The 23,396-nt window shown below is 70.5% G+C and carries 15 protein-coding genes; 8 read left to right on the forward strand and 7 right to left on the reverse strand.

The genetic code is table 11. The features are described from left to right. The first annotated feature begins 42 nt into the window (after positions 1-42). Entirely contained in the window at positions 43-6,450 is a 6,408-nt protein-coding gene (locus ABZW18_RS19500; RefSeq protein ID WP_356188935.1) for a type I polyketide synthase, read from the forward strand. 100 nt (positions 6,451-6,550) lie between these two features. Here ABZW18_RS19500 and ABZW18_RS19505 read toward each other — a convergent pair whose 3' ends face one another. The 4 genes from ABZW18_RS19505 to ABZW18_RS19520 are packed head-to-tail and all read right to left on the reverse strand — an operon-like array spanning position 6,551 to position 11,194. Next, positions 6,551-7,195 (reverse strand): LUD domain-containing protein, encoded by a 645-nt coding sequence (locus tag ABZW18_RS19505; RefSeq protein WP_356188937.1) that lies wholly within the window; start codon positions 7,193-7,195, stop codon positions 6,551-6,553. Then, entirely contained in the window at positions 7,195-8,637 is a 1,443-nt protein-coding gene (locus ABZW18_RS19510; protein WP_356188939.1) for a LutB/LldF family L-lactate oxidation iron-sulfur protein, read from the reverse strand. The genes ABZW18_RS19505 and ABZW18_RS19510 overlap by 1 nt, the downstream gene beginning before the upstream one ends. Beyond that, entirely contained in the window at positions 8,634-9,437 is an 804-nt protein-coding gene (locus ABZW18_RS19515; protein WP_356188941.1) for a (Fe-S)-binding protein, read from the reverse strand. Before ABZW18_RS19515 ends, ABZW18_RS19510 begins: the two co-directional genes overlap by 4 nt. A gap of 38 nt (positions 9,438-9,475) precedes the next feature. After that, positions 9,476-11,194 (reverse strand): L-lactate permease, encoded by a 1,719-nt coding sequence (locus ABZW18_RS19520; protein WP_356188943.1) that lies wholly within the window; start codon positions 11,192-11,194, stop codon positions 9,476-9,478. Positions 11,195-11,386: 192 nt separating this feature from the next. On the opposite strand from ABZW18_RS19520, the gene ABZW18_RS19525 reads away from it, so the two are divergent. The 3 genes from ABZW18_RS19525 (at position 11,387) to glpK (ending at position 14,745) form a co-directional block, all read left to right on the forward strand. Further along, complete coding sequence (locus ABZW18_RS19525; protein ID WP_356188945.1) at positions 11,387-12,127, forward strand: FadR/GntR family transcriptional regulator; 741 nt, start codon at positions 11,387-11,389, stop codon at positions 12,125-12,127. A 191-nt stretch (positions 12,128-12,318) separates the two neighbouring features. Further along, positions 12,319-13,167, forward strand: coding sequence for an MIP/aquaporin family protein (locus ABZW18_RS19530; protein WP_356188947.1), 849 nt, complete (start codon positions 12,319-12,321; stop codon positions 13,165-13,167). A 60-nt stretch (positions 13,168-13,227) separates the two neighbouring features. Then, complete coding sequence (gene glpK, locus ABZW18_RS19535) at positions 13,228-14,745, forward strand: glycerol kinase GlpK (protein ID WP_356188949.1); 1,518 nt, start codon at positions 13,228-13,230, stop codon at positions 14,743-14,745. A 152-nt stretch (positions 14,746-14,897) separates the two neighbouring features. On the opposite strand, the gene ABZW18_RS19540 is transcribed toward glpK, so the two are convergent. Together ABZW18_RS19540 and ABZW18_RS19545 are read right to left on the reverse strand one after the other, a co-directional pair. Continuing rightward, positions 14,898-16,271: an MBL fold metallo-hydrolase gene (locus ABZW18_RS19540; RefSeq protein ID WP_356188951.1), complete on the reverse strand. Its 1,374-nt coding sequence runs from the start codon at positions 16,269-16,271 to the stop codon at positions 14,898-14,900. A gap of 155 nt (positions 16,272-16,426) precedes the next feature. Further along, positions 16,427-17,293, reverse strand: coding sequence for a universal stress protein (locus tag ABZW18_RS19545; protein ID WP_356188953.1), 867 nt, complete (start codon positions 17,291-17,293; stop codon positions 16,427-16,429). A gap of 459 nt (positions 17,294-17,752) precedes the next feature. Here ABZW18_RS19545 and ABZW18_RS19550 point away from each other — a divergent pair, with 459 nt between their 5' ends. From ABZW18_RS19550 to ugpC, 4 genes are all read left to right on the forward strand, one after another. Then, on the forward strand, positions 17,753-18,997 hold the full coding sequence (locus ABZW18_RS19550) for an ABC transporter substrate-binding protein (protein ID WP_356188955.1): 1,245 nt from the start codon (positions 17,753-17,755) through the stop codon (positions 18,995-18,997). A gap of 67 nt (positions 18,998-19,064) precedes the next feature. After that, on the forward strand, positions 19,065-20,015 hold the full coding sequence (locus tag ABZW18_RS19555) for a sugar ABC transporter permease (RefSeq protein WP_356188957.1): 951 nt from the start codon (positions 19,065-19,067) through the stop codon (positions 20,013-20,015). Then, entirely contained in the window at positions 20,015-20,848 is an 834-nt protein-coding gene (locus tag ABZW18_RS19560; protein ID WP_356188959.1) for a carbohydrate ABC transporter permease, read from the forward strand. Before ABZW18_RS19555 ends, ABZW18_RS19560 begins: the two co-directional genes overlap by 1 nt. 35 nt (positions 20,849-20,883) lie before the next feature. Next, the gene (gene ugpC, locus ABZW18_RS19565) at positions 20,884-22,074 is read left to right on the forward strand and encodes a sn-glycerol-3-phosphate ABC transporter ATP-binding protein UgpC (protein ID WP_356188961.1); all 1,191 of its coding nucleotides are present in this window, start codon (positions 20,884-20,886) and stop codon (positions 22,072-22,074) included. A 71-nt stretch (positions 22,075-22,145) separates the two neighbouring features. Here the strand turns inward: ugpC and ABZW18_RS19570 are convergent, their stop codons facing one another. Further along, positions 22,146-23,348: a CocE/NonD family hydrolase gene (locus tag ABZW18_RS19570; RefSeq protein ID WP_356188963.1), complete on the reverse strand. Its 1,203-nt coding sequence runs from the start codon at positions 23,346-23,348 to the stop codon at positions 22,146-22,148. Positions 23,349-23,396 lie beyond the last annotated feature (48 nt).

The raw sequence follows: 23,396 nt of genomic DNA on the forward strand, positions 1-23,396 counted from the left end.
ACGCCCTTCGCCCACCACCGATCGACCGAGAAGGAGGACCCCGTGAGCCGGCAGGAAGACACATCGAGGCAAGAGAACGAGCAGATCGCCGTCGTCGGCATGGGGTGCCGGCTTCCCGGAGATGTCGATACGCCCGACGCGCTCTGGCGCCTGCTGGTCGACGGGCGCGACGCGGTGAGCGAGCCCCCGGCCGAGCGCACGGAGCTGTGGACGCCGGACAACTCCGGGCCCCCGGACTCCGGGTCCACGGAGTCCGGGTCCGCGGAAACCGGGAGCGCGATACCGCTGTGGGGCGGCTACCTGCGGGACGTGTCCGGATTCGACGCGGACTTCTTCGGGGTCTCCGGCCGCGAGGCGGACGTGCTGGACCCGCAGCACCGGCTGCTGCTGGAGGTGGCCTGGGAGGCACTGGAGAACGCCGGGCTGCCGCCGGACCGGCTGAACGGCACCGCGACGGGCGTATTCGTGGGTCTCAGCTACAACGACTACATGGAGCACCTTGCCGGCCGGCCCCAGGAGCTGGAGGGCTCGATCCTGACGAACGGTCACTGCGTCGCCTCCGGCCGGATCTCCTATCTGCTGGGGCTGCACGGTCCCTGCGTCGCGCTGGACACGGCGTGCTCGTCGTCCCTGGTCGCGCTCCACCTGGCGTGCCAGGCCCTGCGCGCCGGGGAGTGCGACACCGCCCTGGCCGGTGGTGTCACGCTCATGCTCCGCTCCCGGACGACGCGGTCCTTCGTCAGGATGGGGATGCTCTCCCCGACGGGTCGCTGCCGCACGTTCGACGCCGCCGCCGACGGCTTCGTCCGCGGTGAGGGGTGCGGAGTCGTCGTTCTCAAGCGCCTGGCGGACGCCGTACGGGACTCCGACCGCATCCTGGCGGTCGTACGGGGTTCGGCGGTGAACCAGGACGGCCGCTCCGACGGCCTGGCCGCACCTTCCGAGGACGCCCAGCGGGCGCTCTTCGGGGAGGCCCTCGCGCGGGCCGGGGTCGACCCGCGCGAGATGGGAATGATCGAGGCGCACGGCACGGGCACGCCGGTCGGCGACCCGATCGAGTTCTCCAGCCTTGCGCAGGTGTACGGCGCGGGGGACGACCGGTGCGCCCTGGGGTCGGTGAAGACGAACCTGGGGCACCTGGAGCCGGCCGCCGGAATCACCGGGCTGATCAAATCCGTGCTGTGCCTGCGGCACGGGCTCATCCCGCCCAACCTGCACTTCACCGGCTGGAACCCGGCCATCCGGGCCGAGGACACCCGGTTCTTCGTCCCCACCGAACTCACCGAGTGGCCCGCCCGGGCAGCGTCACGGCTGGCGGCGGTCTCCTCCTTCGGGTTCTCCGGGACCAACGCCCATGTGGTGCTGGAGCAGGCCCCCGCCCCCACGGCCCGCCGCCTGCCGGCCCAGCGGCGACCGGAGCATCCCGTGCCCGAGGTCTTCCTCGTCCCCGCCGGATCCCCGGACGTGCTGCCGGACGCGGCGCTGCGGTTCGCCGACTGGCTCGAGGGCGACGGCGCGACGGCTCCGCTCCGCGACGTCGCCCATACGCTCGCCCTGCGGCGGTCCGCGGGACGTGGACGGCTGGGCGTGACAGCTGCCTCCCGCGGCGATCTGGTCGGCGCACTGCGGTCGTTCGCGGCCGGCCGGGCGCACCCGGGCGTGGTGTCGGGGGCGGTGGGCGCCGCGATCTCGCGGAAGCCCGTGTGGGTGTTCTCCGGCCATGGTTCGCAGTGGGCGGGCATGGGCCGCGGTCTCCTGGAACACGACGCCGCCTTCGCCGCCGCCCTGGCCGAGGTCGACTCGCTGATCGCCGCCGAGGCCGGGTTCTCCGTACTCGAGATGATCCGCGAAGGCGAACCGGTGACCGGCTGCGCACGGGTCCAACCCGTCCTGTTCGCCATGCAGTTCGCGCTGGCCGCGGCCTGGCGGGCGCACGGCGTCGAACCGGGCGCGGTCATCGGCCACTCCATGGGCGAGGTCGCGGCCGCGGTCGTGGCCGGGGCCCTCTCCCCCGCCGACGGTGTCCGCGTCATCTGCCGGCGGTCCGCGCTGCTGAACCGGATCGCCGGAGCCGGCGCCATGGCGAACGTGGGCCTGGACCGTGCCTCGGTGGAGGCGGAAATCGCCGCAGCCGGCGTCGCCGGGTCGGTCTCGGTCGCCGTGGTGGCCGGGCCCGGCCAGTCGGTCATCGCCGGGGAGAGTGACGAGGTGGAGCGGCTGGTCGCCGGATGGGACTCGCAGGGCGTCCAGGTGCGGCCGATCGCCGTGGACGTCGCCTCGCACTCCCCCCAGGTGGACCCGCTGCTGGACGACCTCGCCGCCGCTCTGACCGGTCTGGCCCCGCGGCAGCCGGTCATCCCGTTCTACTCCACGGTCCTCGACGACCCGCGCCGGGTCCCGGAGTTCGACCCGGCCTACTGGTGCGCGAACCTGCGCCGTCCGGTCCGCTTCTCGGCCGCCGTGGGCGCCGCGGCGGCCGACCGGCACACCGTGTACGTCGAGGTCTCCCCGCACCCGGTCGTCACCCACGCCGTCTCGGAGAGCCTCACCGGTCCGGTCGGTGATCCGGTCGTCCTGCCCACGCTGCGGCGCGAGGAGGACGAGCCGGCCATCTTCCGTACCCAACTCGCCGCTCTGCACTGCGCGGGCGTGGACGTCGACTGGTCGACGCTCTACGCGGACGCGGGCCTCGCCGACGTGCCCCCCATCCTCTTCGACCGGAAACGCCACTGGGTGGACACCGGAACGGCCCCCGCGATCCCCGAGGGGACGGCCGCCGACCGGCGGGCCACCCTGCCCGGTGTCCACACCGAAATCCCCGGTGTGCCGGTCCGCCACTGCTGGCGGGGAGAGGCCGGGACCGCGGCGCAGCCATGGCTGGCCGACCACCGCGTCCACGGAGAGCCGGTGCTTCCGGGCGCCGCCTACTACGCCCTCGCGCTGACGGCGGCCTGCGAGGTGTTCGACGCCGCTCCGCACGAGGTGGAGGTCACCGGCATCACGTTCCGGGAGCTGCTGCGGCTGGAGGAGCGGACCGAGGTCAGTACGACCGTGGTCGTACTCGCCCCGGACCGTGCCGAGTGCGAGATCCTCGCGAGGAACGACGACGGCGGCTGGGCGGGGCGGGCCACGGCCACGCTGCGCCGGCTCGCGACACCGCCCGCGCATCCGCCGTCGGTCTCCGACGCCACGCTGGCCCTGAGGCATCCCGTCGCGCTCGATCCGGCCTCCCTGTACGCGAGTCTGCGCAACCGTGGCCTCGAGCACGGGCCGGCTTTCGCAGGTCTGACGGACCTTCACGCCTCCCGGCACGGAGACAGCTTCTGGGCCCGTATCCGTCTCCCGGAGGCCGCACAGGCAGCCCGGCACTCCCTGCGGATCCATCCGGTGCTCGTCGACGTCTGCGCTCAACTCGTCGTGGCGGAGCTCATCTCCGAGCCCGGCCACGGACTGGTGCTGCCCGTCGAGGTGAAGGCGGTACGGATCTTCGGCGATCCCGCGACCGCCGCGTACTGCCATGCCCGGATCTCGGAGGCGACGGAGGACAGCATCGTCGGCCACGTCCGGCTGCTGGACGAGGAGGGCAGGCCCGTGATGGGCATCGTCGGCCTCCGGTTCGTCCGCCGCGGCGGACAATCCTCCGCGGACGTCGACCGTTGGTTCCTCGAGACCGGTTGGCATTCCACCCCCCGCCAGGAGGGCGCGGCACCGGTCGCGCCCGGCAGCTGGGTCGTCATCGGGGAGGCGGACGGCTCCGCCGAGGTGCTGGCCGGCCACCTGCGCAACTCCGGGGCGACGGCGGAGGTCCTGGACATCCCGGTGAGCGCACCGATCGCCGAGCTGACGGGCTCCTTCGCCCGGCGGCCGGAGGGCCGGGGCACGCCGCTGCGGGGCGTGGTGCTGCTCTGTGCCCCGCCCAGGACCGGTGGGGAACCGGCCGAGGAGGCTCTGCGCCGTACCCGGCGGCTGCTCGGCACCGCCCAGGCGATCGCCACCGGCCACAGCGATCCCCCGCGCCTGTACGCGGTCACGCGCAGCGCCCGGGGCGTCGAACCCGGTGAGACGGTGAACCTCGGGCAGAGCGCCTTGCGCGGGCTGGTGCGTGTCCTCGCGTTCGAACACCCGGAGATGCGCGCCACGCTCGTGGACGCCGACCGGGCGGGCGATGCGCTGCGCGGCGTCGCCGAGGAGCTCCTCGGCGCGGGCCCCGAGGACGAGATCGCCCTGCGGGGGCGGTCCCGGCAGGTCGCCCGGCTGGAGTACGCCCCGCTGTCGGACGCCGAACGCACCCGGGCCGCTGCCCGTACCGTGCGCTACAGCACGGACGGGTTCCGGCTGCGGGTGGGCCGTGCCGGTGACCTCGGCGCGCTGGAACTCGCGGCGACCGGACGGCGCGAGCCGGGGCCCGGCGAGGTCGAACTGCGCGTCCGTGCAGCGGGCGTGAACTTCCGTGACGTGCTCACCGCCATGGGCCTGCTGCCCGGGGACCAGGACGTCAGGTACCGGATCGGCTTCGAGTGCGCGGGGGTGGTCACCGCGGTCGGACCGGAAGTCGAGCACGTCCGTACCGGCGACCCGGTCGTCGCCGTCGATCTGCGGGGTGGCGCCTTCGGTCCGTTCCTCACCGTGCCCGCCGCCACGGTCGCGCCCGTCCCCGACGGGATCGGTCCTGTCGCCGCGGCGGGGCTCCCGGTCGCGTTCCTCACCGCCTGGTATGCCCTGCGCCACGTCGCCCGGCTCGCCGAGGGGGAACGCGTACTGATCCACTCCGCAACCGGCGGAACCGGGCTCGCCGCGGTCGCGGTCGCCCGGCTCCTGGGCGCGGAGGTGCTGGCCACCGCCGGCAGCGAGGATAAGCGCGGGTTCCTGCGCGGCATGGGGATCCGGCACGTGATGGACTCCCGCTCGCTGGACTTCACCGAGCAGACCCTGGAGGCCACCGGGGGCGAAGGCGTCGACGTCGTCCTCAACTCGCTCTCCGGCGAGGCGATCAGCGCCGGGCTGCGGAGTCTGCGGCCGTTCGGCCGCTTCGTGGAGCTGGGCGTGCGCGACATCCTCTCCGACACACATCTGGGTCTGTCGCCGTTCCGGCACAACATCACCTTGAGCACCGTCGACCTCATCGGAGTCCAGCAGGCTCATCCGGAGGTGTTCGCCGCACTGCTGCGGGAGGTGCTCGACGAGTTCGCCGAGGGCCGGCTGCAGCCCCTGCCCTTCCGTACGTTCCCGCTGTCCGGGGCCACCGACGCGTTCCGGCTCATGGCCGGTGCGGGCCATATCGGCAAGATCGTGCTGACCGTCCCCGAGGACGGCGACACCACCGCGGTGCTTCCCGACGGGCCGCCCTCGGTCCGTGCGGACCGCGGGTACATCGTCACCGGCGGGCTGCGCGGTGTCGGACTCGCGACCGCTCGCTGGCTGGCCGTACGGGGCGCCGGCCATATCGTCCTCAACGGCCGCTCCGCCCCCTCCGGGGCCACCGAGCGGGAACTCGGGGAACTGCGCGCCGCCGGTACCCGGGTGACGGTCGAGCTCGGCGACATCGCCGAGCCGGGCACCGCGGAACGCCTCGTGGCCACCGCCACCGCGTACGGCCTGACCCTGGGCGGCATCGTGCACTGCGCGATGGTTCTCGACGACGCCGCCGTCACCAACATCTCCGACGATCAGCTGACGCGGGTGTGGCACCCGAAGGTCACCGGCGCGTGGCGGCTGCACCATGCCACCACCGGGCGGAATCTCGACTGGTTCGTGGTGTTCTCGTCCTTGGCCTCCCTGCTGGGCAATCCCGGCCAGGGGGCGTACGCGGCCGCCAACTCCTGGCTCGACTCGTTCGCCGCCTGGCGAGCCGCCCGCGGGCTGCCGACGCTCGCCGTCAACTGGGGGCCGTGGGGCGAGACCGGGGTGGCCACCGATTTCGCCGCCCGCGGCTACCGGACCATCCCCACCGATGCGGGAATGACGGCACTGGACGCTCTCCTGACGCACCGGCGCGTACAGACGGGGGTCATCCCCGGCGCACCGAGCACCTGGATCCTCCCCGCCGGGCGGCACTCGTCCCTGTTCGGCCGGCTCATCGAGAGTCAGGAGGAGCCGGGGAACGAGGAGCGGGGCGGCGACCAGGACATCCGGTCCGAACTCAGGTCCATCGAACCGGGCCTTGCCCGGCGCGCGGCCCTGGAGGCGTATCTGTCCGACCACATCCGCGCCGTGCTCCGGCTCGGAAGCGCCACCCTCGATCCGCAGACTCCGCTGAAGTCACTCGGTTTTGACTCGCTGCTCTCCATGGAATTGCGGGCCCGGCTGGAATCGGGTCTCGGCGTACGGCTCGCCGGCAACTTCGTCTGGCAGCACCCGACCGTCGCGGCGCTCGCCACCGGCCTCGCCGCGCACATGGGCCTGGAGCTCCACAGCGGCGAGAGCGTCACGGGGGCCGGACCCGTCGGCTGACCGCGCGGACCGCACGGACCGCACGAGCCGCACGGGCCGCGGGGTTCCGGGACGGATCACCCGGCGCTCGGGTACGGATCATCCGGTGATCCCGTACGGATCACCGGATGAGGACGACCTCGAGCGTGCGCGGTCCATGGACGCCCTCCACCCGGTCCAGTTCGATGTCGCTGGTCGCCGAAGGGCCGGAGATGAAGGTCAGCGGCCGGATCGGGTCCAGCCGGGCCAGCGCCTCCGGTACGGACGCGACGACCTGGTCGGCCCGCACCAGGCACAGATGGAGGTCCGGGACCAGCGTCAGGGCCCGGCGCCCCTGTCCCGGACCGCCGTCGAGGACGAGCGTGCCGGTGGCCGCGATGGCGGTGGCGGCGGTGGTGATCACGCCGTCGGCGGCGTCCAGTTCCCCGACGGGCAACGGCGGTTCGTCCCGCAGGATTTCCACGGCGTCCGACGCCTCGTACCACTCCTGGGGAAACCCCTGGGGCACCACCAGACGCGTAGCGCCTCTGACGGAGAGTGCGTCGGCCACCGCCGCCACCGCGTCCTGCGGGCTCACCACCCGGACCGAGGCCCCGTAGTCGGCCAGCCGTTCGGCGAGCAGCGCGACGGCGTCCGCGGACCCGGCGGGCGGGTCCCCGCCCTTCGCGTAGTCCCTGGCCACCGGTACGTCCTGGGGCAGTTCGCCGGCCGGAATGTCCACCAGCCCGCGGCGGATGCGCTTCAGGATCTCTTCGCGTGCGCTCATCAGTGCGTCCTCCTCCACCAGCTGCGGAAGCTCTCCTGCGCCGGCGCGGGTGCGTCGCGTGCGTCGGTCCACGCCGACAGCGGGCCGGGCAGCCGCCCGATGCGGCCGCGCCGGGAGACCAATCGCGCGGCCGCGGCGCCAGCGCGCTGCACCACGGCGAGCCGCGAGGGCGTGGAGAGCACCCAGCGGGCGGCCGACATCGCCAGCCGCTCGGGTGTCGGCATACGTCGCTCACGGGACTCGTCCACGACGCGGGCCCGCAGGTGGACGAGCACCTCCGGAATGTTGATCTTGACGGGGCAGACCTCGTAGCAGGCGCCGCACAACGTCGAGGCGTAGGGCAGCGACCGGTCGACCGCCGAATCCACACCGCGCAGTTGGGGGCTGAGGATGGCGCCGATCGGGCCCGGATAGACGGACCCGTAGGCGTGCCCGCCGGCCCGCTCGTACACCGGGCAGACGTTCAGGCACGCCGAGCAGCGGATGCAGTTCAACGCCTGACGGCCGGTCGGGTCGGCGAGTGTGTCGGTGCGGCCGCCGTCCATCAGCACCAGGTGGAAGGTGCGCGGTCCATCGCCCGCGGCGGTTCCGGTCCAGGTGGAGGTGTAGGGGTTCATCCGCTCTCCCGTGGAGGAGCGGGGCAGCACTTGGAGGAAGACCTCCAGGTCCTGCCAGGTGGGCACGACCTTCTCGATGCCGACGACGGAGATGAGCGTCTCGGGCAGGGTGAGGCACATGCGCCCGTTGCCTTCGGACTCCACCACGACGGCGGTTCCGGTCTCGGCCACCAGGAAGTTGGCTCCCGACACCCCGACCTTGGCCGACAGGAACTTCTCCCTGAGGTGCTTGCGGGCCGCGTCCGCCAGCCGGCGGGGGTCGTCGGTGAGGTCAGAGGGTGCTTCCGCGCCGTGCCGTCCCATCTCCCGGAGGAAGATCTCCTTGATCTCCGCGCGGTTGCGGTGGATGGCCGGCACCAGGATGTGCGAGGGCCGGTCCTCGCCGAGCTGGACGATCAGCTCGGCGAGATCCGTCTCGTACGCGGCGACACCCGCCTCGGCCAGCGCCTCGTTGAGCCCTGTCTCCTGTGTCGCCATCGACTTGACCTTGACGACCTCGGACTCCCCGGTGTCCCTTACCAGGTCGATGACGATCCGGTTGGCCTCCTCGGCGTCGCGGGCCCAGTGCACCTGGCCGCCGGCCGCGGTCACCCGCTCCTCCAACTGGAGCAGATAGCCGTCCAGATGGCGCAGCGTACGTTCCTTGATCGCCCGGCCGGCCTCGCGCAGCTCTTCCCAGTCCTCCAGCTCGCCGACCGCGTCCGCCCGCTTCTCACGGATGGTGTGAGTGGCGTGCTTGAGGTTGCGCCGCATCTGTGTGTCGGTCAGGGACCGGGCGGCCGCGTCCGGGAACGCGGGCATGCCCAGGTACGTGGTGTCCTTCATCGCGGCTTCACTCCTTGCGCGGTACGGCGGGCCGGCTGCGACGGCAGCCCCGGAGGGTCCGCCGCCTGACGCTCTTCGGTCGCGGCGAGGATCTCGGCCAGGTGCAGCGTGCGAACCCCGGTACGCAGCCGGGACAGTGCGCCGCCGATGTGCATCAGGCACGAGTTGTCTCCCGCGCACAGCACCTCCGCTCCGGTGTCCTGCACATGCCGGACCTTGTCCGCGCACATCGCCACCGAGGTGTCGGCGTTCTTCAGGGCGAAGGTGCCGCCGAAGCCGCAGCATTCGGTGGCCGAGGGGAGTTCGACCAGATCGATGCCGCGTACCGCGCGCAGCAGGGCGAGCGGTCTGTCACCCACACCGAGCATGCGCAGCGAGTGGCAGGTCGGGTGGTAGGTGACCCGGTGCGGGAAGTAGGCACCGACATCGGTCACGCCCAGGACGTCGACAAGGAATTCGGACAGCTCGTAGACCTTGGGGGCGGCGCTGACCGCCTCGGTCAGCCGGGCGTCCTTCGCCACCTGCGACGCCACGGTGCCGTGGTGGTCACGCACCATGGCCGCGCAGGAGCCGGACGGGGTCACCACCGCGTCGTAGTCGGCGAAGACCTCGGCGAACCGGCGTACGAGGGGCACGCACTCCCGCTGGTATCCGGTGTTGAAGTGCATCTGACCGCAACAGGTCTGCTGCATGGGGAAGTCCACGGTGCAGCCGAGCCGTTCGAGCAGCGTGGCCACGGCCCGGCCCGTCTCGGGATACAAGGTGTCGTTGAAGCAGGTGATGAACAGTGCGGTCCGCATGGTTCCTCCTCTGAGCGGTGACGGCACGTCGGAGGCTCCTACGGGAGCATCCCGGCGAGGACGCCGGACTGCAGGAAGACCAGTACGCACATGGCCAGCAGGAGCAGCAGGCTCCACTTGATGGCGCCCCGGAAGAGCTCGGACTCCCGGCCGACCATGCCGACCGCGGTGGCGGCGATGGTGAGGTTCTGCGGGCTGATCATCTTGCCGACGACGCCGCCGGAGGTGTTGGCCGCGACCAGCAGGGTCGGATCGAGTCCGGCCTTGTTCGCGGCGGCCTGCTGGAGCGTCGCGAACAAGGCGTTGGCGGAGGTGTCCGATCCGGTGACGGCGGTGCCGAGCCAGCCGAGGATCGGTGAGAGGAACGCGAAGGCGGCGCCCGTTCCGGCGATCCAGGTGCCGATGGTGATGGTCTGTCCGGACAGGTTCATCACGTAGGCGAGTCCGAGCACCGAGGCAACGGTGAGCAGTGCCCAGCGGAGTTTGGCCACCGTGCCGCCGAATTCCCGTACCGCCGACGACGGGCCGACCCGGTAGACGGCGGCGACGATCACGCCGGAGAGCACCAGCAGCGTGCCCGGAGAGGACAGCCACGGGAAGATGTAGACGCTGGTGGTCACGGCCTTCCCGGCGGCGGTGAGCACCTGTCCGTCGAGCCCCGGCCAGGGGATCTCGGCATCAGTGGAGACGAGGAACTCCTTGACCGGCGTCCACAGCTTCGCGACGGAGAAGACCGCGATCACGATGAGGTAGGGCAGGAAGGCCATGAAGATGCGGTGGCCGCCGCGCTCGTCCGCCGTCGTGCTCCCATCGGGGGCGGGCCGGGTACCCGTCGTGGTGGCGGGCCCGGCGCTGCCGTCGGCCCCGGCGGGTCCGGAGGCGGAGGTCTTGCCGTCTCCGTGCTCGGCCGCGGCGTGCAGATCGGCCCTGGCCCGTTCTCCGCCACGCGGCTGCCAGACGCGGAGGAAGAGCACGACCGCGGCCAGAGCGGCGAGCGAGGCGATGATGTCGGTGAGCTCCACGGAGATGAAGTTGGCGCTGATGAACTGGGCGAGGGCGAACACTCCACCGCACACCAGGGCGACCGGCCAGGTCTGACGGATCCCGCGGCGGCCGTCGACGAGCACGACCAGCAGCAGGGGGACGAACAGGGCCAGCAGCGGGGTCTGGCGCCCCACGTAGGCGCCGATGTCCGTGTACGGGATCTTGGTGAGGTTGCCCGCGGTGATGATCGGGATGCCGATGGCGCCGAAGGCGACAGGGGCGGTGTTGGCGACCAGCACGGTGATCGCGGCGCGCATCGGGGAGAATCCGAGCGCCATGAGCATGACGCCGGTGATGGCGACCGGCGCACCGAATCCGGCCAGTGCCTCCAGCAGACCGCCGAAGCAGAACGCGATGATCACCGCTTGGACCCGCGGGTCGTCGCTGATCAGGTTGAACGCACGCCGGAGATCTTCGAATCTGCCGCTGACGACGGTCAGCTGGTAGACCCAGATCGCGGCGACGACGATCCACATGATCGGGAACAGGCCGAAGGCCGCTCCTTCGCTCGCCGACAGCAGGGCCAGGTCAGCGGGCATTCCGTAGCCGACGACGGCCACGACGACAGCCACGGCCAGGGCTGCGAGACCGGCCACGTGGGCCTTCAGCCGCACCCCGCCCAGCAGCACGAACAGCGTGAGCAGCGGCAGGGCGGCGACGAGAGCCGAGAGGGGAAGGCTGTCGGCGACGGGGGCGAGATCTGGCTGATACATGCAACCCTCCGTGGAGCTTGGTCAGACCATAGCTTGGACGGGACACACGCTAAACAGCGAGAAACGGCATGTCTAGGGGTCGGCCGGATGCAATTGGTCTGACCAATGCGTCGGAAGCTAAGATCGAGCAGGGCCACGCACGGGGAATCCGCTCCGAGCGGGCTGTGCCATCAGAGGGTGGAGGGGCTTTCCATGGCTGACACCGCGGCCTGGGAGCCGGTACCCCGCTCCCGCACGTTCGAGCTCGTCCTCGCCCGGATCGAGGAGCAGATCCTGGCCGGCAATCTCCGCGTGGGCGACCGCCTTCCCCCGGAACGGGAACTGGTCGAGCTCCTCGGAGTCAGCCGGGCCGCCGTCCGGGAAGCACTGCGCGTCCTGGAGGCCCAGGGCGTACTGCGGTCCCGCGTAGGCACGGGCCCCGCGTCCGGGACCGTGATCGCGGCCATGCCCAGCGCCGGCCTCACACAGCTGCTGCGCCTCCACATGGCGCTGGCGAACTTCCCGCTCTCCGATGTGGTCGAAGCGCGGGCCACGCTGGAGCGGTCGAGCGCCCGGCTGGCCGCCGAGCGCGCCAGCGACGACGACCTCGCGCTGATGCGTGACCGGCTCGAGCGCATGGACGACGCGAAGCTGTCTCTCGAGACGTTCAACGACTACGACACCGAGTTCCATGTCGCCATCGCCGAGGCCGGGGGCAACCGCCTCATGGCCGATATGACCATCGCCGTCCGCAACGCGGTACGGCGCACCCTGCTCACGGCATTCCACGAGATGCCGGACTGGAACTCCGTCGCCGACCGGCTGCGCGCCGAGCACCACGCCCTCTACGACGCGATCGCCGCCGGCGACTCCGAGCGAGCGGGCGACCTGGTGGAGGCTCACATCCGCGGCTTTCACCGGGACATCGTCCGCACATCCCCGCGGGAGTCCTGACCCGCGACGAACCCCGGCCGGCGGATACCGCCGACGGCACCAGCAGCTCTCCCCAGGGCCACGCGGGCCACCCGGACAGCCGGGCCACCCGGACAGCCGTACTCCGCAGGCGGACCCGCCCAACCCGCGCACACGATGGTCAGGATGTGGGCGGCACAGCCGTCCGGCGAACCGTCGAAAGCGGGTAACCCATGGCTGAGACCAAGCAGCGATCCCAAAGAACAGGACTGATCGGAGAACTCTCGGCCGAGTTCGCCGGCACCATGATCCTCCTTCTCTTCGGCTGCGGCGTGGTCGCGCAGGTCGTGACAGGAGGGACCCTGGTCGACGGGGCGCTGGGCGACCACGACAGCGTCGCCTGGGCCTGGGGCCTCGGTGTCACGCTCGGCATCTATGTCGCCGCGCGCCTGAGCGGTGCTCATATCAACCCGGCCGTTACCCTCTCCATGGCGGTGTTCAAGGGCTTCTCGTGGAGCAAGGTGCTGCCGTACATGGTGGCCCAGACGGCCGGCGCCTTCGTCGCGGCGCTCCTGGTGCGCTGGAACTACACCGAGGTACTGGCAGCAGCCGACCCCGGCCACACCTTCGCGACCCAGTTCGTGTTCTCCACCCTCCCCGGCACCCTCCCCGAGGGAATCCCGGTCAGCGAATGGGGAGCCTTCCGCGACCAGATCATCGGCACCGCGATTCTGGTGCTCCTGGTCTTCGCCGTCACCGATCTGCTCAACACGGCGCCGGGGGCCAACCTCGCCCCGTTCATCATCGGCCTCATCGTGGTGGGGATCGGTATGGCGTGGGGCACGGACGCCGGTTACGCCATCAACCCCGCCCGTGACTTCGGGCCCCGGCTCGCCAGCTTCATCACCGGGTACGACACCGCGTGGCGAGATCAGTACGGGAATCTCTACTTCTGGGTGCCCATCGCCGGCCCCCTCATCGGCGGACCTCTCGGCGGGGGCCTGTACAAGCTCTTCGTCGGCCGCTTCCTCCCGGTACCCGAACAGCAGGAGGTGGGGCGGGTCCCCACCGCGGAAGAGTGACGGGAACCACGACATCGGCAACCCAGGACAGCTCGTTCGATTCCACGAGAGGCGACAGCGATGCCAGAGTTCGTCGGTGCGGTGGACCAGGGAACCACCAGCACCCGTTTCATGATCTTCGACCACGACGGCAACGAGGTGGCGCGATCCCAGCTGGAGCACGCCCAGATCCTGCCCCGCTCCGGTTGGGTCGAGCACGACCCGGTGGAGATCTGGGAGCGCACCAACACCGTGATGCAGAACGCCATCCGGGACGGTGGTATGCAGGGATCGGACCTGGCCGCGGTCGGGATCACCAACCAGCGGGAGACGACGGTCGTCTGGGACCCGCGCACGGGTCGTCCGTACTACAACGCCATCGTCTGGCAGGACACCCGTACGGACACCATCGCATCGGCCCTCGAGCGGGACGGCCACGGCGAGGTCATCCGCCGCAAGGCGGGCCTGCCGCCGGCCACCTACTTCTCCGGCGGCAAGATCAAGTGGCTGCTGGAGAACGTCGACGGTCTCCGCGAGGCCGCCGAGCAGGGCCATGCGGTCTTCGGCAACACCGACTGCTGGGTGCTGTGGAATCTCACCGGCGGGCCGGACGGCGGCATCCACGCCACTGATGTGACCAACGCCAGCCGCACCATGCTGATGGACCTGGAGACCCTCGACTGGGACGACGAGTTGCTCGGCATCTTCGGTATCCCGCGCTCGATGCTGCCGCGTATCAACCCTTCCTCCCACGCCGAGGCGTACGGCGTGGCCCGTACGTCCCGCCCGCTGCGCGCCGCCATCCCCATCACCGGTGTGCTCGGGGACCAGCAGGCGGCCACCGTCGGCCAGGTCTGCTTCTCGCCGGGCGAGGCCAAGAACACCTATGGCACAGGCAACTTCCTGCTGCTCAACACCGGGACCCAACCCGTCCGCTCGCAACACGGGCTACTGACCACCGTGGCCTACCAGTTCGGCGACAGCCCGGCTGTCTACGCCCTGGAAGGCTCCATGGCCGTCACCGGCGCCGCTGTGCAGTGGCTGCGCGACCAGATGAAGATCATCAGCGAGGCCGCGGAAAGCGAGCGGCTGGCCAGTACCGTCGAGGACAACGGCGGGGTCTATTTCGTACCGGCCTTCTCGGGCCTCTTCGCACCGTACTGGCGCTCCGATGCCCGCGGCGCGATCGTGGGCCTCACCCGCTTCAATACCACTGGGCATCTCGCGCGAGCCACCCTGGAAGCCATCTGCTACCAGAGCCGCGACGTCGCGGACGCCATGGAGCAGGACTCCGGAGTGCACCTCGATGTGCTCAGGGTGGACGGCGGCGTGACCGCCAACGACCTGTGCATGCAGATCCAGGCCGACATTCTCGGCGTGCCGGTCAGCCGCCCGGTCGTCGCCGAGACCACCGCGCTCGGCGCCGCGTACGCCGCCGGGCTCGCCGTCGGTTTCTGGCGGGACACCGACGAACTGCGCTCCCACTGGCAGGAGTCGAAGCGCTGGGAGCCCCAGTGGAGCGAGGACCAGCGGGCGGAGGGTTACGCGGACTGGAAGCGGGCCGTGGAACGCAGCTTCGACTGGGTGAAAGTCAAGTAGCGCCCCGCCCCGCGCTCCGCGCTCGCCGAAACGGCACAGAGCCCACGGGAACGGTCCGGACCACGCCCCACCGGTCCGGACCGTTCCACGTAAGGTCCCAACCAGGCAGCCCTGAAATGGCCAGGCAGCGCTGAAATGGACTTGATGGCTCGTCAGTGACGATCCCCGGCGATGGACAGACCGGCCTCGGCAGCGGCGTCGAAGCCGTCGTCCACGGCGACCACGTCCCGGCCTTCCGCGTCCAGCAGGGAGGCGGCGATGGCCGCGCGCATGCCACTGGCGCAGTGCACCCAGACGGTCCCGGCCGGCACCTCACCGCTGCGCTCGTGCAACTCGTGGACGGGAATGTGCACCGAGCCCTCGATGTAGCCGCCCGAGCGTTCGGAGTCCCTGCGCACATCCAGCACCACGACCCCCGCACCCCGCTCGCGGACAGCGGCGAGACCGGCGAAGTTCTCACGCGGAAAGGAGCTCAGCTGGGTCCGTCCGCCGGTCACCCAGGAAGCCGGTTCCCCGGTGGCGGCCGCGGCAGGGCGGTCGATACCCACCCGGACCAGTTCCCGCTGCGCCCGGCTCACCTGTGCGGCGGTCTCACCCAGCAGGGTGACCGGCTTGCCCCAGGGGATCAGCCAGGCCAGATAGGTCGCCGGTTCCCCGTCGGCCTCGAAGTTGTACGCCCCCGCCACATGCCCGCCTGCGAACGCCGTCCGGGACCGCAGGTCCACGACCCACTCCCCTGCCGCCAGACGTGATGCGATCTCCCCGGCTCCGGCGCGGTGCGGCGGGGTCAGGTCGACCGGCGCGGGCCCCGCGGCGTTCAGCGGCCCCATGTGGGCGTAGTAGGCGGGTACGTCCTCCAGCCCGGCGAGCAGGTCCGCGACGAAGGTGTCCACGTCCTTGACCAGCGCCTCGTTGACCTTGCGTTCCGCGCCGACGGTGGTCCGGTCTCCCCCGGCCTGCGCGGAGGAACAGAAACTGCCGAACCCGTGCGTGGGCATCACCTGCACCTCGTCGTCCAGCGCGTCGGCCAGTCGGTGCGCGGATTCGTACTGGGCGCGGGCCAGCTGCTCGGTCAGCCGGGGTTCGACGAGGTCCGGGCGGCCCACCGTCCCGATCAGCAGGGACCCGCCGGTGAACGCCGCCACGTCCCGCCCGTCGTCCGCCAGCACATACGCCGTGTGGTGCGGGGTGTGCCCGGGAGTCGCCACTGCGCGCAGCATCAGTCCCTCATCGACTCCGAGGGCGTCGCCGCCGGCTATCGGGACCCGCTCGAAGGCCACTTGCGCCGCGGCCGGTACCACGTACCGGGCGCCGGTGACTTGGGCCAGTTCCAGCCCTCCGCTGATGTAGTCGTTGTGGACATGGGTCTCCACCACGTACGCGATGGCGACCCCGCGCCGTGCCGCCGACGCCATGACCCGGTCGATGTCACGCGACGGATCCACCGCCGCGGCCCGGTCCCGGCCGCCGGCCAGATAGCCGCGGTTGCCCAGCCCCTCGGTCTCGATGGTGTCGATGAAGAACACGGATCTGCTCCCTCCACCACACCCGTACCCCGGAGGCGCTTCGGCTATCTCCCGTCCGCGCCGGGCACGGACCGCACCGGGCTCCGCTCGGTCCAGCCGCGACCGCCGCATCAGTCGTGTGACCGGCGTCAGCCGCGCGAGCCGGGCCAGCCGCGTCAGTCGTGCGGAACCACCGCGACCGGGCAGTCCGCGTGGTGCACGGCGGCCTGGACCACGTGGTTGATGCGCGGCGCCAGGGCGTGCCGGTGCTTGCGACGGCCGACCACCAGCAGATCGGCGCCCGACGCCGCCCGTACGACGGCCCGGGCGGGGCTCTCGAGCCGGACACCGTCGATGACGTGCACGCCGGGGAACTTCTCGCGCCACGGGCCGAGCACGTAGTCCAAATCCTTCTGCGCGGCCTTCGCGACTTCCTCCGCGACGTCGGGGTCGACACCCCACGGCATGTACGCCCCCACCGGCAGCCTTCTGCCGTGGACGGCGTGCAGCGGGACGCCGCGGGCCGCAGCGTCCTCGAAGGCGAACTCGACCACGTCGTCGGCGGGGTGTCCCAGGCCGAGTCCGACCACCACACCGCCCTCGCGGGCGACCGGCAACTCCCCTCCCGCGCCCGCACGCACCAGGACCACGGGCCCGTCGGCCCGTGCCACGATGTGCAGGCTGGTGTCGCCGAGGAAGAAACTCTCGGCGGTGTCCAGTCCGCGCGAGCCGAGCACCAGCATCTTGGACTCCCCCACCGCCCTGAGCAGTGCGGAGGACGCCTCCTCGGCGACCAGATCCTCGATGATCGTCAGATTCGGATGGCTCCGGCGGAGTTCCGTCTGCGCATCGTGCACGATCCGCCTGGCCCAGTAATTCTGATCCTTTTCCCGCGGGACTCCGGGCGCCTCCTCGGAGAGCAGGATCCACGCGTGCATCAGGCGCAGCGTGACCCTGCGGCGGTCGGCATCGTCGGCGGCCCAGCGAGCGGCGGCCAGGCTCTCGGCCGTACCGTCGAGACCTACGGTGACGACTGGCTCCATGACGTGTGCCTCCGTCCTTGTCCGACGCTGAAGAGCGGTGACTGATGCCGCCTATTCACCGTCTGCTCCTTGGGGCGTCCGACTGCGCCGGCACATAGGGCGCCGGTCAGGACCACCTACTTCAAGGAATACCCCAAACCGCCCACATCCTCATGCCGCCGGAGATACGGGAATCGAGACGTACGGCCCCACGATCTCCGCGGGCGGCGCCTGGAGCACCCCATCGGGCGGCTCCCGAACACACTTGTACCTACTTGTAACTTTCATACCTCTATAAGTGCTTGATATCCCTTTGACCAGAATCTACTGTCTTGGTGACGATTGGGCTGCACAGAGTGACCGCGCGCCCGTAACCGCCGGTTCCGGGAGTGAGGTGCAGGGCACATGGACCGAGGAGTCCACCGGACAGCGGGAGGCCGAACCGCTGGAGCGGACCGGCGCAGGCGCAGCGCACGGCGGTTGCGAGCCCTTGCCGCGCTCCCCCTGCTCGCAGCGCTGCTGACCGCGTGCGGCGACTCCGAGACCACCGGTCGCCCCGTCCTGAACTGGTACAACTTCCCCGACGACTCCGGCGCCCTGCAGGAAGCCGCCACCAAGTGCAGCCGGGACTCGGGCGGCCGCTACACGATCGAGTACCACAAGCTCCCGCGGGCGGCGGACGGCCAGCGGCAGCAGCTCGTCCGCAGAATGGCCGCCCAGGACAGCGGGCTCGACATCCTCGGGCTCGACGTGACCTGGTCCGCGGAGTTCGCCGAGGCCCGCTGGATCCTCCCGTGGACCGGAGCGGACCGCCGGCAGGCCGTGCGGGACACCCTGCGGGCGCCGCTGCAGACGGCGACCTGGAAGGGCAAGCTGTACGCCGTCCCGTACAACACCAATACCCAACTGCTGTGGTACCGCTCGGATCTGGTCCCGAAGCCGCCGAAGACCTGGGCCGAGATGCTCAGGATGGCCGGTGACCTCGCCCAGCAGGGCAAGCCGCACTATGTGGAGATCCAGGGGGCCCAGTACGAGGGGCTGACCGCCTGGTTCAACACGCTGGTGGAGAGCGCGGGCGGTTCGATCCTGACGCCGAACGCGCTGGCGCCCTCGCTCGGCCCTCCCGCGGTGAAAGCCGCCACGATCATGCGCAACCTGGCGACCTCGCCCGCGGCGGACCCCTCGCTCTCCAATCAGATGGAGGACCAGAACCGGCTGGCCATGGAGTCCGGAACCGCGGCTTTCGAGATCAACTACCCGTTCGTCTATCCCTCGATGAAGGCGAACAACCCGGAGCTGTTCAAGAACTTCCGCTGGGCGCCCTACCCCCGGGTCGACGCGGACCGTCCGGCCCGGCCGACGATCGGCGGCATCGACCTCGCGATCGGCGCCTACTCGAACCACCCGGACCTGGCGTTCGAAGCGGCTCTGTGTCTGCGCAATCGCGACAACCAGATCACCGCCGCGGTCAAGGGCGGTCTGCCGCCGACCCTGCGCAGTCTCTACGACGACCCGGAGGTAGCCGCCAGCTATCCGTTCGCGGCCGAGGTGCTGTCCGCCCTGGAGACGGCGAGCCTGCGCCCGAAGACCCCTGCCTACCAGAACGTCTCGATCGCGGTTTCGCACACTCTCTCGCCCCCGTCCGGGATCAAGCCGGAGAGCTCGATCAACGAGATCAGAACGCAGATCGACGATGCGCTGCAGTCCAAGGGGCTGATCCCGTGAGCCGCACGAGCGCGGCCGCTGTACGCCCCGCACACCCCGATCCTCGGACGCCCCCAGGGAGGCCACGATGAGCAGCCCGGCCGCACCGGCCGACTCCGTGCCCCCGGAAGCGGGGGAACAGCAGAAGACGGTCGACGACCTGTCCGCGGGGACACGGCAGGAGCGCCGGTTCGCCTGGCTTCTGTGCGCTCCGGCGGTCGTCGTCATGATCGCCGTGACGGGCTATCCGATCGTGTACGCCATCTATCTGTCCCTGCAGCGCTACGACCTGCGTTTCCCGCAGTTGGCGGAGTTCGTCGGGTTCAGCAACTACGGGGCGGTACTCTCGTCCGACTTCTGGTGGGAAGCGTTCTGGGTGACCGTGCTGATCACCGCCGTCTCCGTGACGGTCGAACTCGTCCTCGGCATGGGACTGGCGCTGGTCATGCACCGCGCCATCTTCGGCCGCGGCACCGTCCGTACCGCGATTCTGATCCCCTACGGCATCGTCACCGTCGTCGCGGCCTTCTCCTGGCAGTACGCCTGGACCCCCGGGACGGGGTACCTGGCGAGCCTGCTGCCGACCGGCAGCGCCCCGCTCACCGACCAGTGGGAAGCCATCGGGCTGATCATCCTCGCCGAGGTGTGGAAGACCACCCCGTTCATGGCCCTGCTGCTCCTCGCCGGACTCGCGCTGGTGCCGGAGGAGACACTCCGGGCGGCCATGGTCGACGGCGCAGGCGCCTGGCAGCGCTTCCTGCTGGTCACGGTCCCGCTCATGAAACCGGCGATCCTGGTGGCGCTGCTCTTCCGGACCCTGGACGCGTTCCGGATCTTCGACAACATCTACGTCCTGACCGCGGGCGCCAACGGAACCGGCTCCCTGTCGATCCTCGGCTACGACAACCTGTTCACCGCGCTGAACCTCGGCGTCGGGTCGGCGATCTCGGTGCTGATCTTCATCTGCGTCGGGATCATCGCCTTCGCCTTCATCAAGCTGTTCGGCACGGCGGCACCGGGCTCGGAGGTGGAGCGCTGATGACTGAGGCCGGCAAGAGACGGGCCGTAGGCTGGGGCGTGGTGAACCTGGTGGTCGTGCTCTACGCCCTGTTCCCGGTGTGGTGGATCACCGCTCTCTCCTTCAAGGACCCCAGCACGCTGACGGACGGCAACTTCGTTCCGACGAAATGGACTCTCGAGAACTACCGCGGCATTTTCGAGACCTCCGAGTTCACCCGCGCACTGATCAACTCGATCGGCATCGCCGTCATCGCCACCGTGATCGCCGTGGCGCTGGGCACCATGGCCGCCTACGCGGTGGCCAGGCTGCGCTTCCCGGGCAAGAGGCTGCTGATCGGCATGTCGCTGCTGATCGCGATGTTCCCGCCGATCTCCCTGGTGTCGCCGCTGTTCAACATCGAGCGCTTCCTGGGGATCTTCGACACCTGGCCGGGGCTGATCATCCCGTACATGACGTTCTCCCTGCCGCTGGCGATCTACACCCTCTCCGCGTTCTTCCGGGAGATCCCCTGGGACCTGGAGAAGGCGGCGAAGGTCGACGGCGCCACGCCTGCCCAGGCCTTCCGGATGGTGATCGCCCCGCTGGCGGCACCGGGTGTGGTCACCACCGCCATCCTGGTCTTCATCTTCTGCTGGAACGACTTCCTGTTCGCGATCTCGCTGACCTCCACGACCCGGGCACGCACCGTGCCGGCGGCCATCGCGTTCTTCACCGGCAGCTCGCAGTTCCAGCAGCCCACCGGCTCCATCTCCGCGGCCGCGGTGGTCATCACCATCCCCATCATTGTTTTCGTACTGTTGTTCCAGCGGCGCATTGTCGCAGGACTGACCTCCGGGGCAGTCAAGGGCTGAGCAGCCGTCGATCGGAAGGCAAGGAGGCAGGACCCGTGGCCGAGATTGTTCTCGAGGGAATCACCAAGCGGTATCCCGACGGCGCCCTCGCCGTGAAAGATGTCAACCTCACCATCGCCGACGGCGAGTTCGTGATCCTGGTCGGCCCGTCAGGATGCGGGAAGTCCACCACCCTGAACATGATCGCGGGGCTGGAGGACATCACCGAGGGCACGCTCCGCATCGGTGACCAGGTCGTCAACGACAAGGCGCCCAAGGACCGCGACATCGCCATGGTCTTCCAGAGCTATGCCCTCTACCCGCATATGAGCGTCCGGGACAACATGGGCTTCGCGCTGCGGCTCGCCAAGGTCGACAAGCCCACAATCCGCTCCAAGGTGGAGGAGGCGGCACGCTTCCTCGATCTGACCGAGCATCTGGACCGCAAGCCCGCCAACCTCTCCGGAGGCCAGCGGCAGCGCGTGGCGATGGGGCGCGCGATCGTACGCGAGCCCAAGGCCTTCCTGATGGACGAGCCGCTGTCCAACCTGGACGCCAAGCTGCGCGTCCAGATGCGTACCCAGATCTCCCGGCTCCAGCAGCGGCTGAGCACCACCACCGTGTACGTCACCCACGACCAGACCGAGGCGATGACCCTCGGCGACCGTGTCGTGGTGCTGCGCGGCGGCGTCGTCCAGCAGGTCGGCTCCCCCCAGCACCTCTACGACGAGCCCCGCAACCTCTTCGTGGCCGGATTCATCGGCTCACCGGCGATGAACTTCCTGCACGCCACACTCGAGGACAACACCCTGCGCACCTCGCTGGGCGACCTGCCGCTGGACGATCGGGCACGGCTCTCCCTCGAACGGCAGAACGCCCCGCGCGACCTGCTGCTCGGCTTCCGGCCCGAGGATTTCGAGGACGCGAGCCTGGTCGAACCGGGGCACGGCGGATTCACCTTCACCACCACCGTGGACGTCGTGGAGTCCGTGGGCTCGGACATCTATGTGTACTTCACCGAGGAAGCGGGCCGCGCGACCACCGCAGAACTGGAGGAACTCGCCGCGGACTCCGGCCTCAAGGACACCGGCACACAGGAGCACCAGATCGTCACGCGGCTCGACGCCGCCTCCCGCGCGCGTGAGGGGCAGCCGATCGAGCTGTATCTCAACGCGGCGAAGGCCCATATCTTCGACCCGGCCAGCGGGATCAACCTCACGCATCCCGAGAACATCGACCGCGACTGACAGGCCCGTATCCGCCCTGGCCTCCGGCCGCCGCAGGCGTCCCGCGGTGAGCACGGTGGGCAACTGCCCGCTCAGCGGGCCGGATACGGCAGGGTGTCGTCCAGCCAGTCGAAGACGATCTGGTGGACGCGCTGCTGTCCGAGCCCGCCGCAGTGGCCGCCGGTGCCTTCCTCCCGGGTCAGATGGTGGCGGGTCCTGGGCCCGGTCAGTGCGGCGTGGACCTCGTCGGCCTGGCCGTCGGACGTGAAGTCGTCATCGGCGTCCATGACGAGGACCGGGCAGGAGACGCGTTCGAGCAGACCCCGGGCGGTGAAGCGGGCCAGCTCGCGGAAGTACGCGGCCGGCCGGGCGGCACCGTGGGCGACGGCCCGTGCCATCAGGTCGTCGTGGGCGGAGCTGCCGGGCGTGAACCGAGTCTCGAGGTCGGCGTCGGCGGTGGGATCGTGCGACATGACGCGGCCGAAGAGATCCGCGCCGAGCATGCGGGCCAGCCGCGCCGAGAAGTCGTACTGGGCGGGGTCGAGGACGAGGGCGGCCAGGCGCTGTTCCCCGGTCGCTCCGCGCAGGGCCAGATATCCGGCGAAGCTGCGGCCGAACAGGGCGATACGGGAGTCGTCGACCCCGGCCTGCCGCACGAGCCAGTCCATGACGGGGGTGAGAACGCGCTCGTAGTCGTGACGGAAGTACAGCCGCTGCGTGTAGAGCACGCCCCCTTGGCCGGGGCCCTCCACGAGCAGACAGTTGTAGCCGCGGCTGACGGCGTGGAAGGCGGTCTCGGCGTAGCCGGCCTCGGCGGTGGAGTCGTATCCAGCGGGGACGATCACCGTGGGGCGGGCGGCTGAGTCGTTGCCCGGCCGTACGAGGTAGCCGGCCAGAGCCGTGTCCTGGTACGGAATCTCCGCCCTGGTGCAGGGCCAGGTCATGAGCCGGGCCGCTTCCCGGAAGCTGTCGCGGTGAGCGTGGTAGGCGGTGTGCAGCCGCGGGTCGTCCAGATCGTGGCGCAGGAAGTAGTACGACTGCCGGTAATACTCGCCGGCCCGCAGGAACGCCGCGCGGGCACTGGCCACATGGCTGCCGGTGAGCGAGACGTAGGCGGCGGCCCGGGCCTGCCCCGCCATGGCGAGCCACTGGGTGTACCAGGAGGGGCGGTCCCCCTCGACGATGTGCCGGGCGACGGTGTAGGCCTCGCCGAGGTCGCTGCCGCCGCTGCCGGCCGCGGTCAGCGTCCGGCAGAACTGCGCATCGAAGTCGGGGCTCGAGAAGGCGATCCTCATGATCCACGCTCCCCAGAAGCCGGGACGGAACCTGCCGCCGACGCCCGG

The organism is Streptomyces sp. NPDC004647 (assembly GCF_040609575.1).
Taxonomy (GTDB): Bacteria; Actinomycetota; Actinomycetes; order Streptomycetales; family Streptomycetaceae; genus Streptomyces.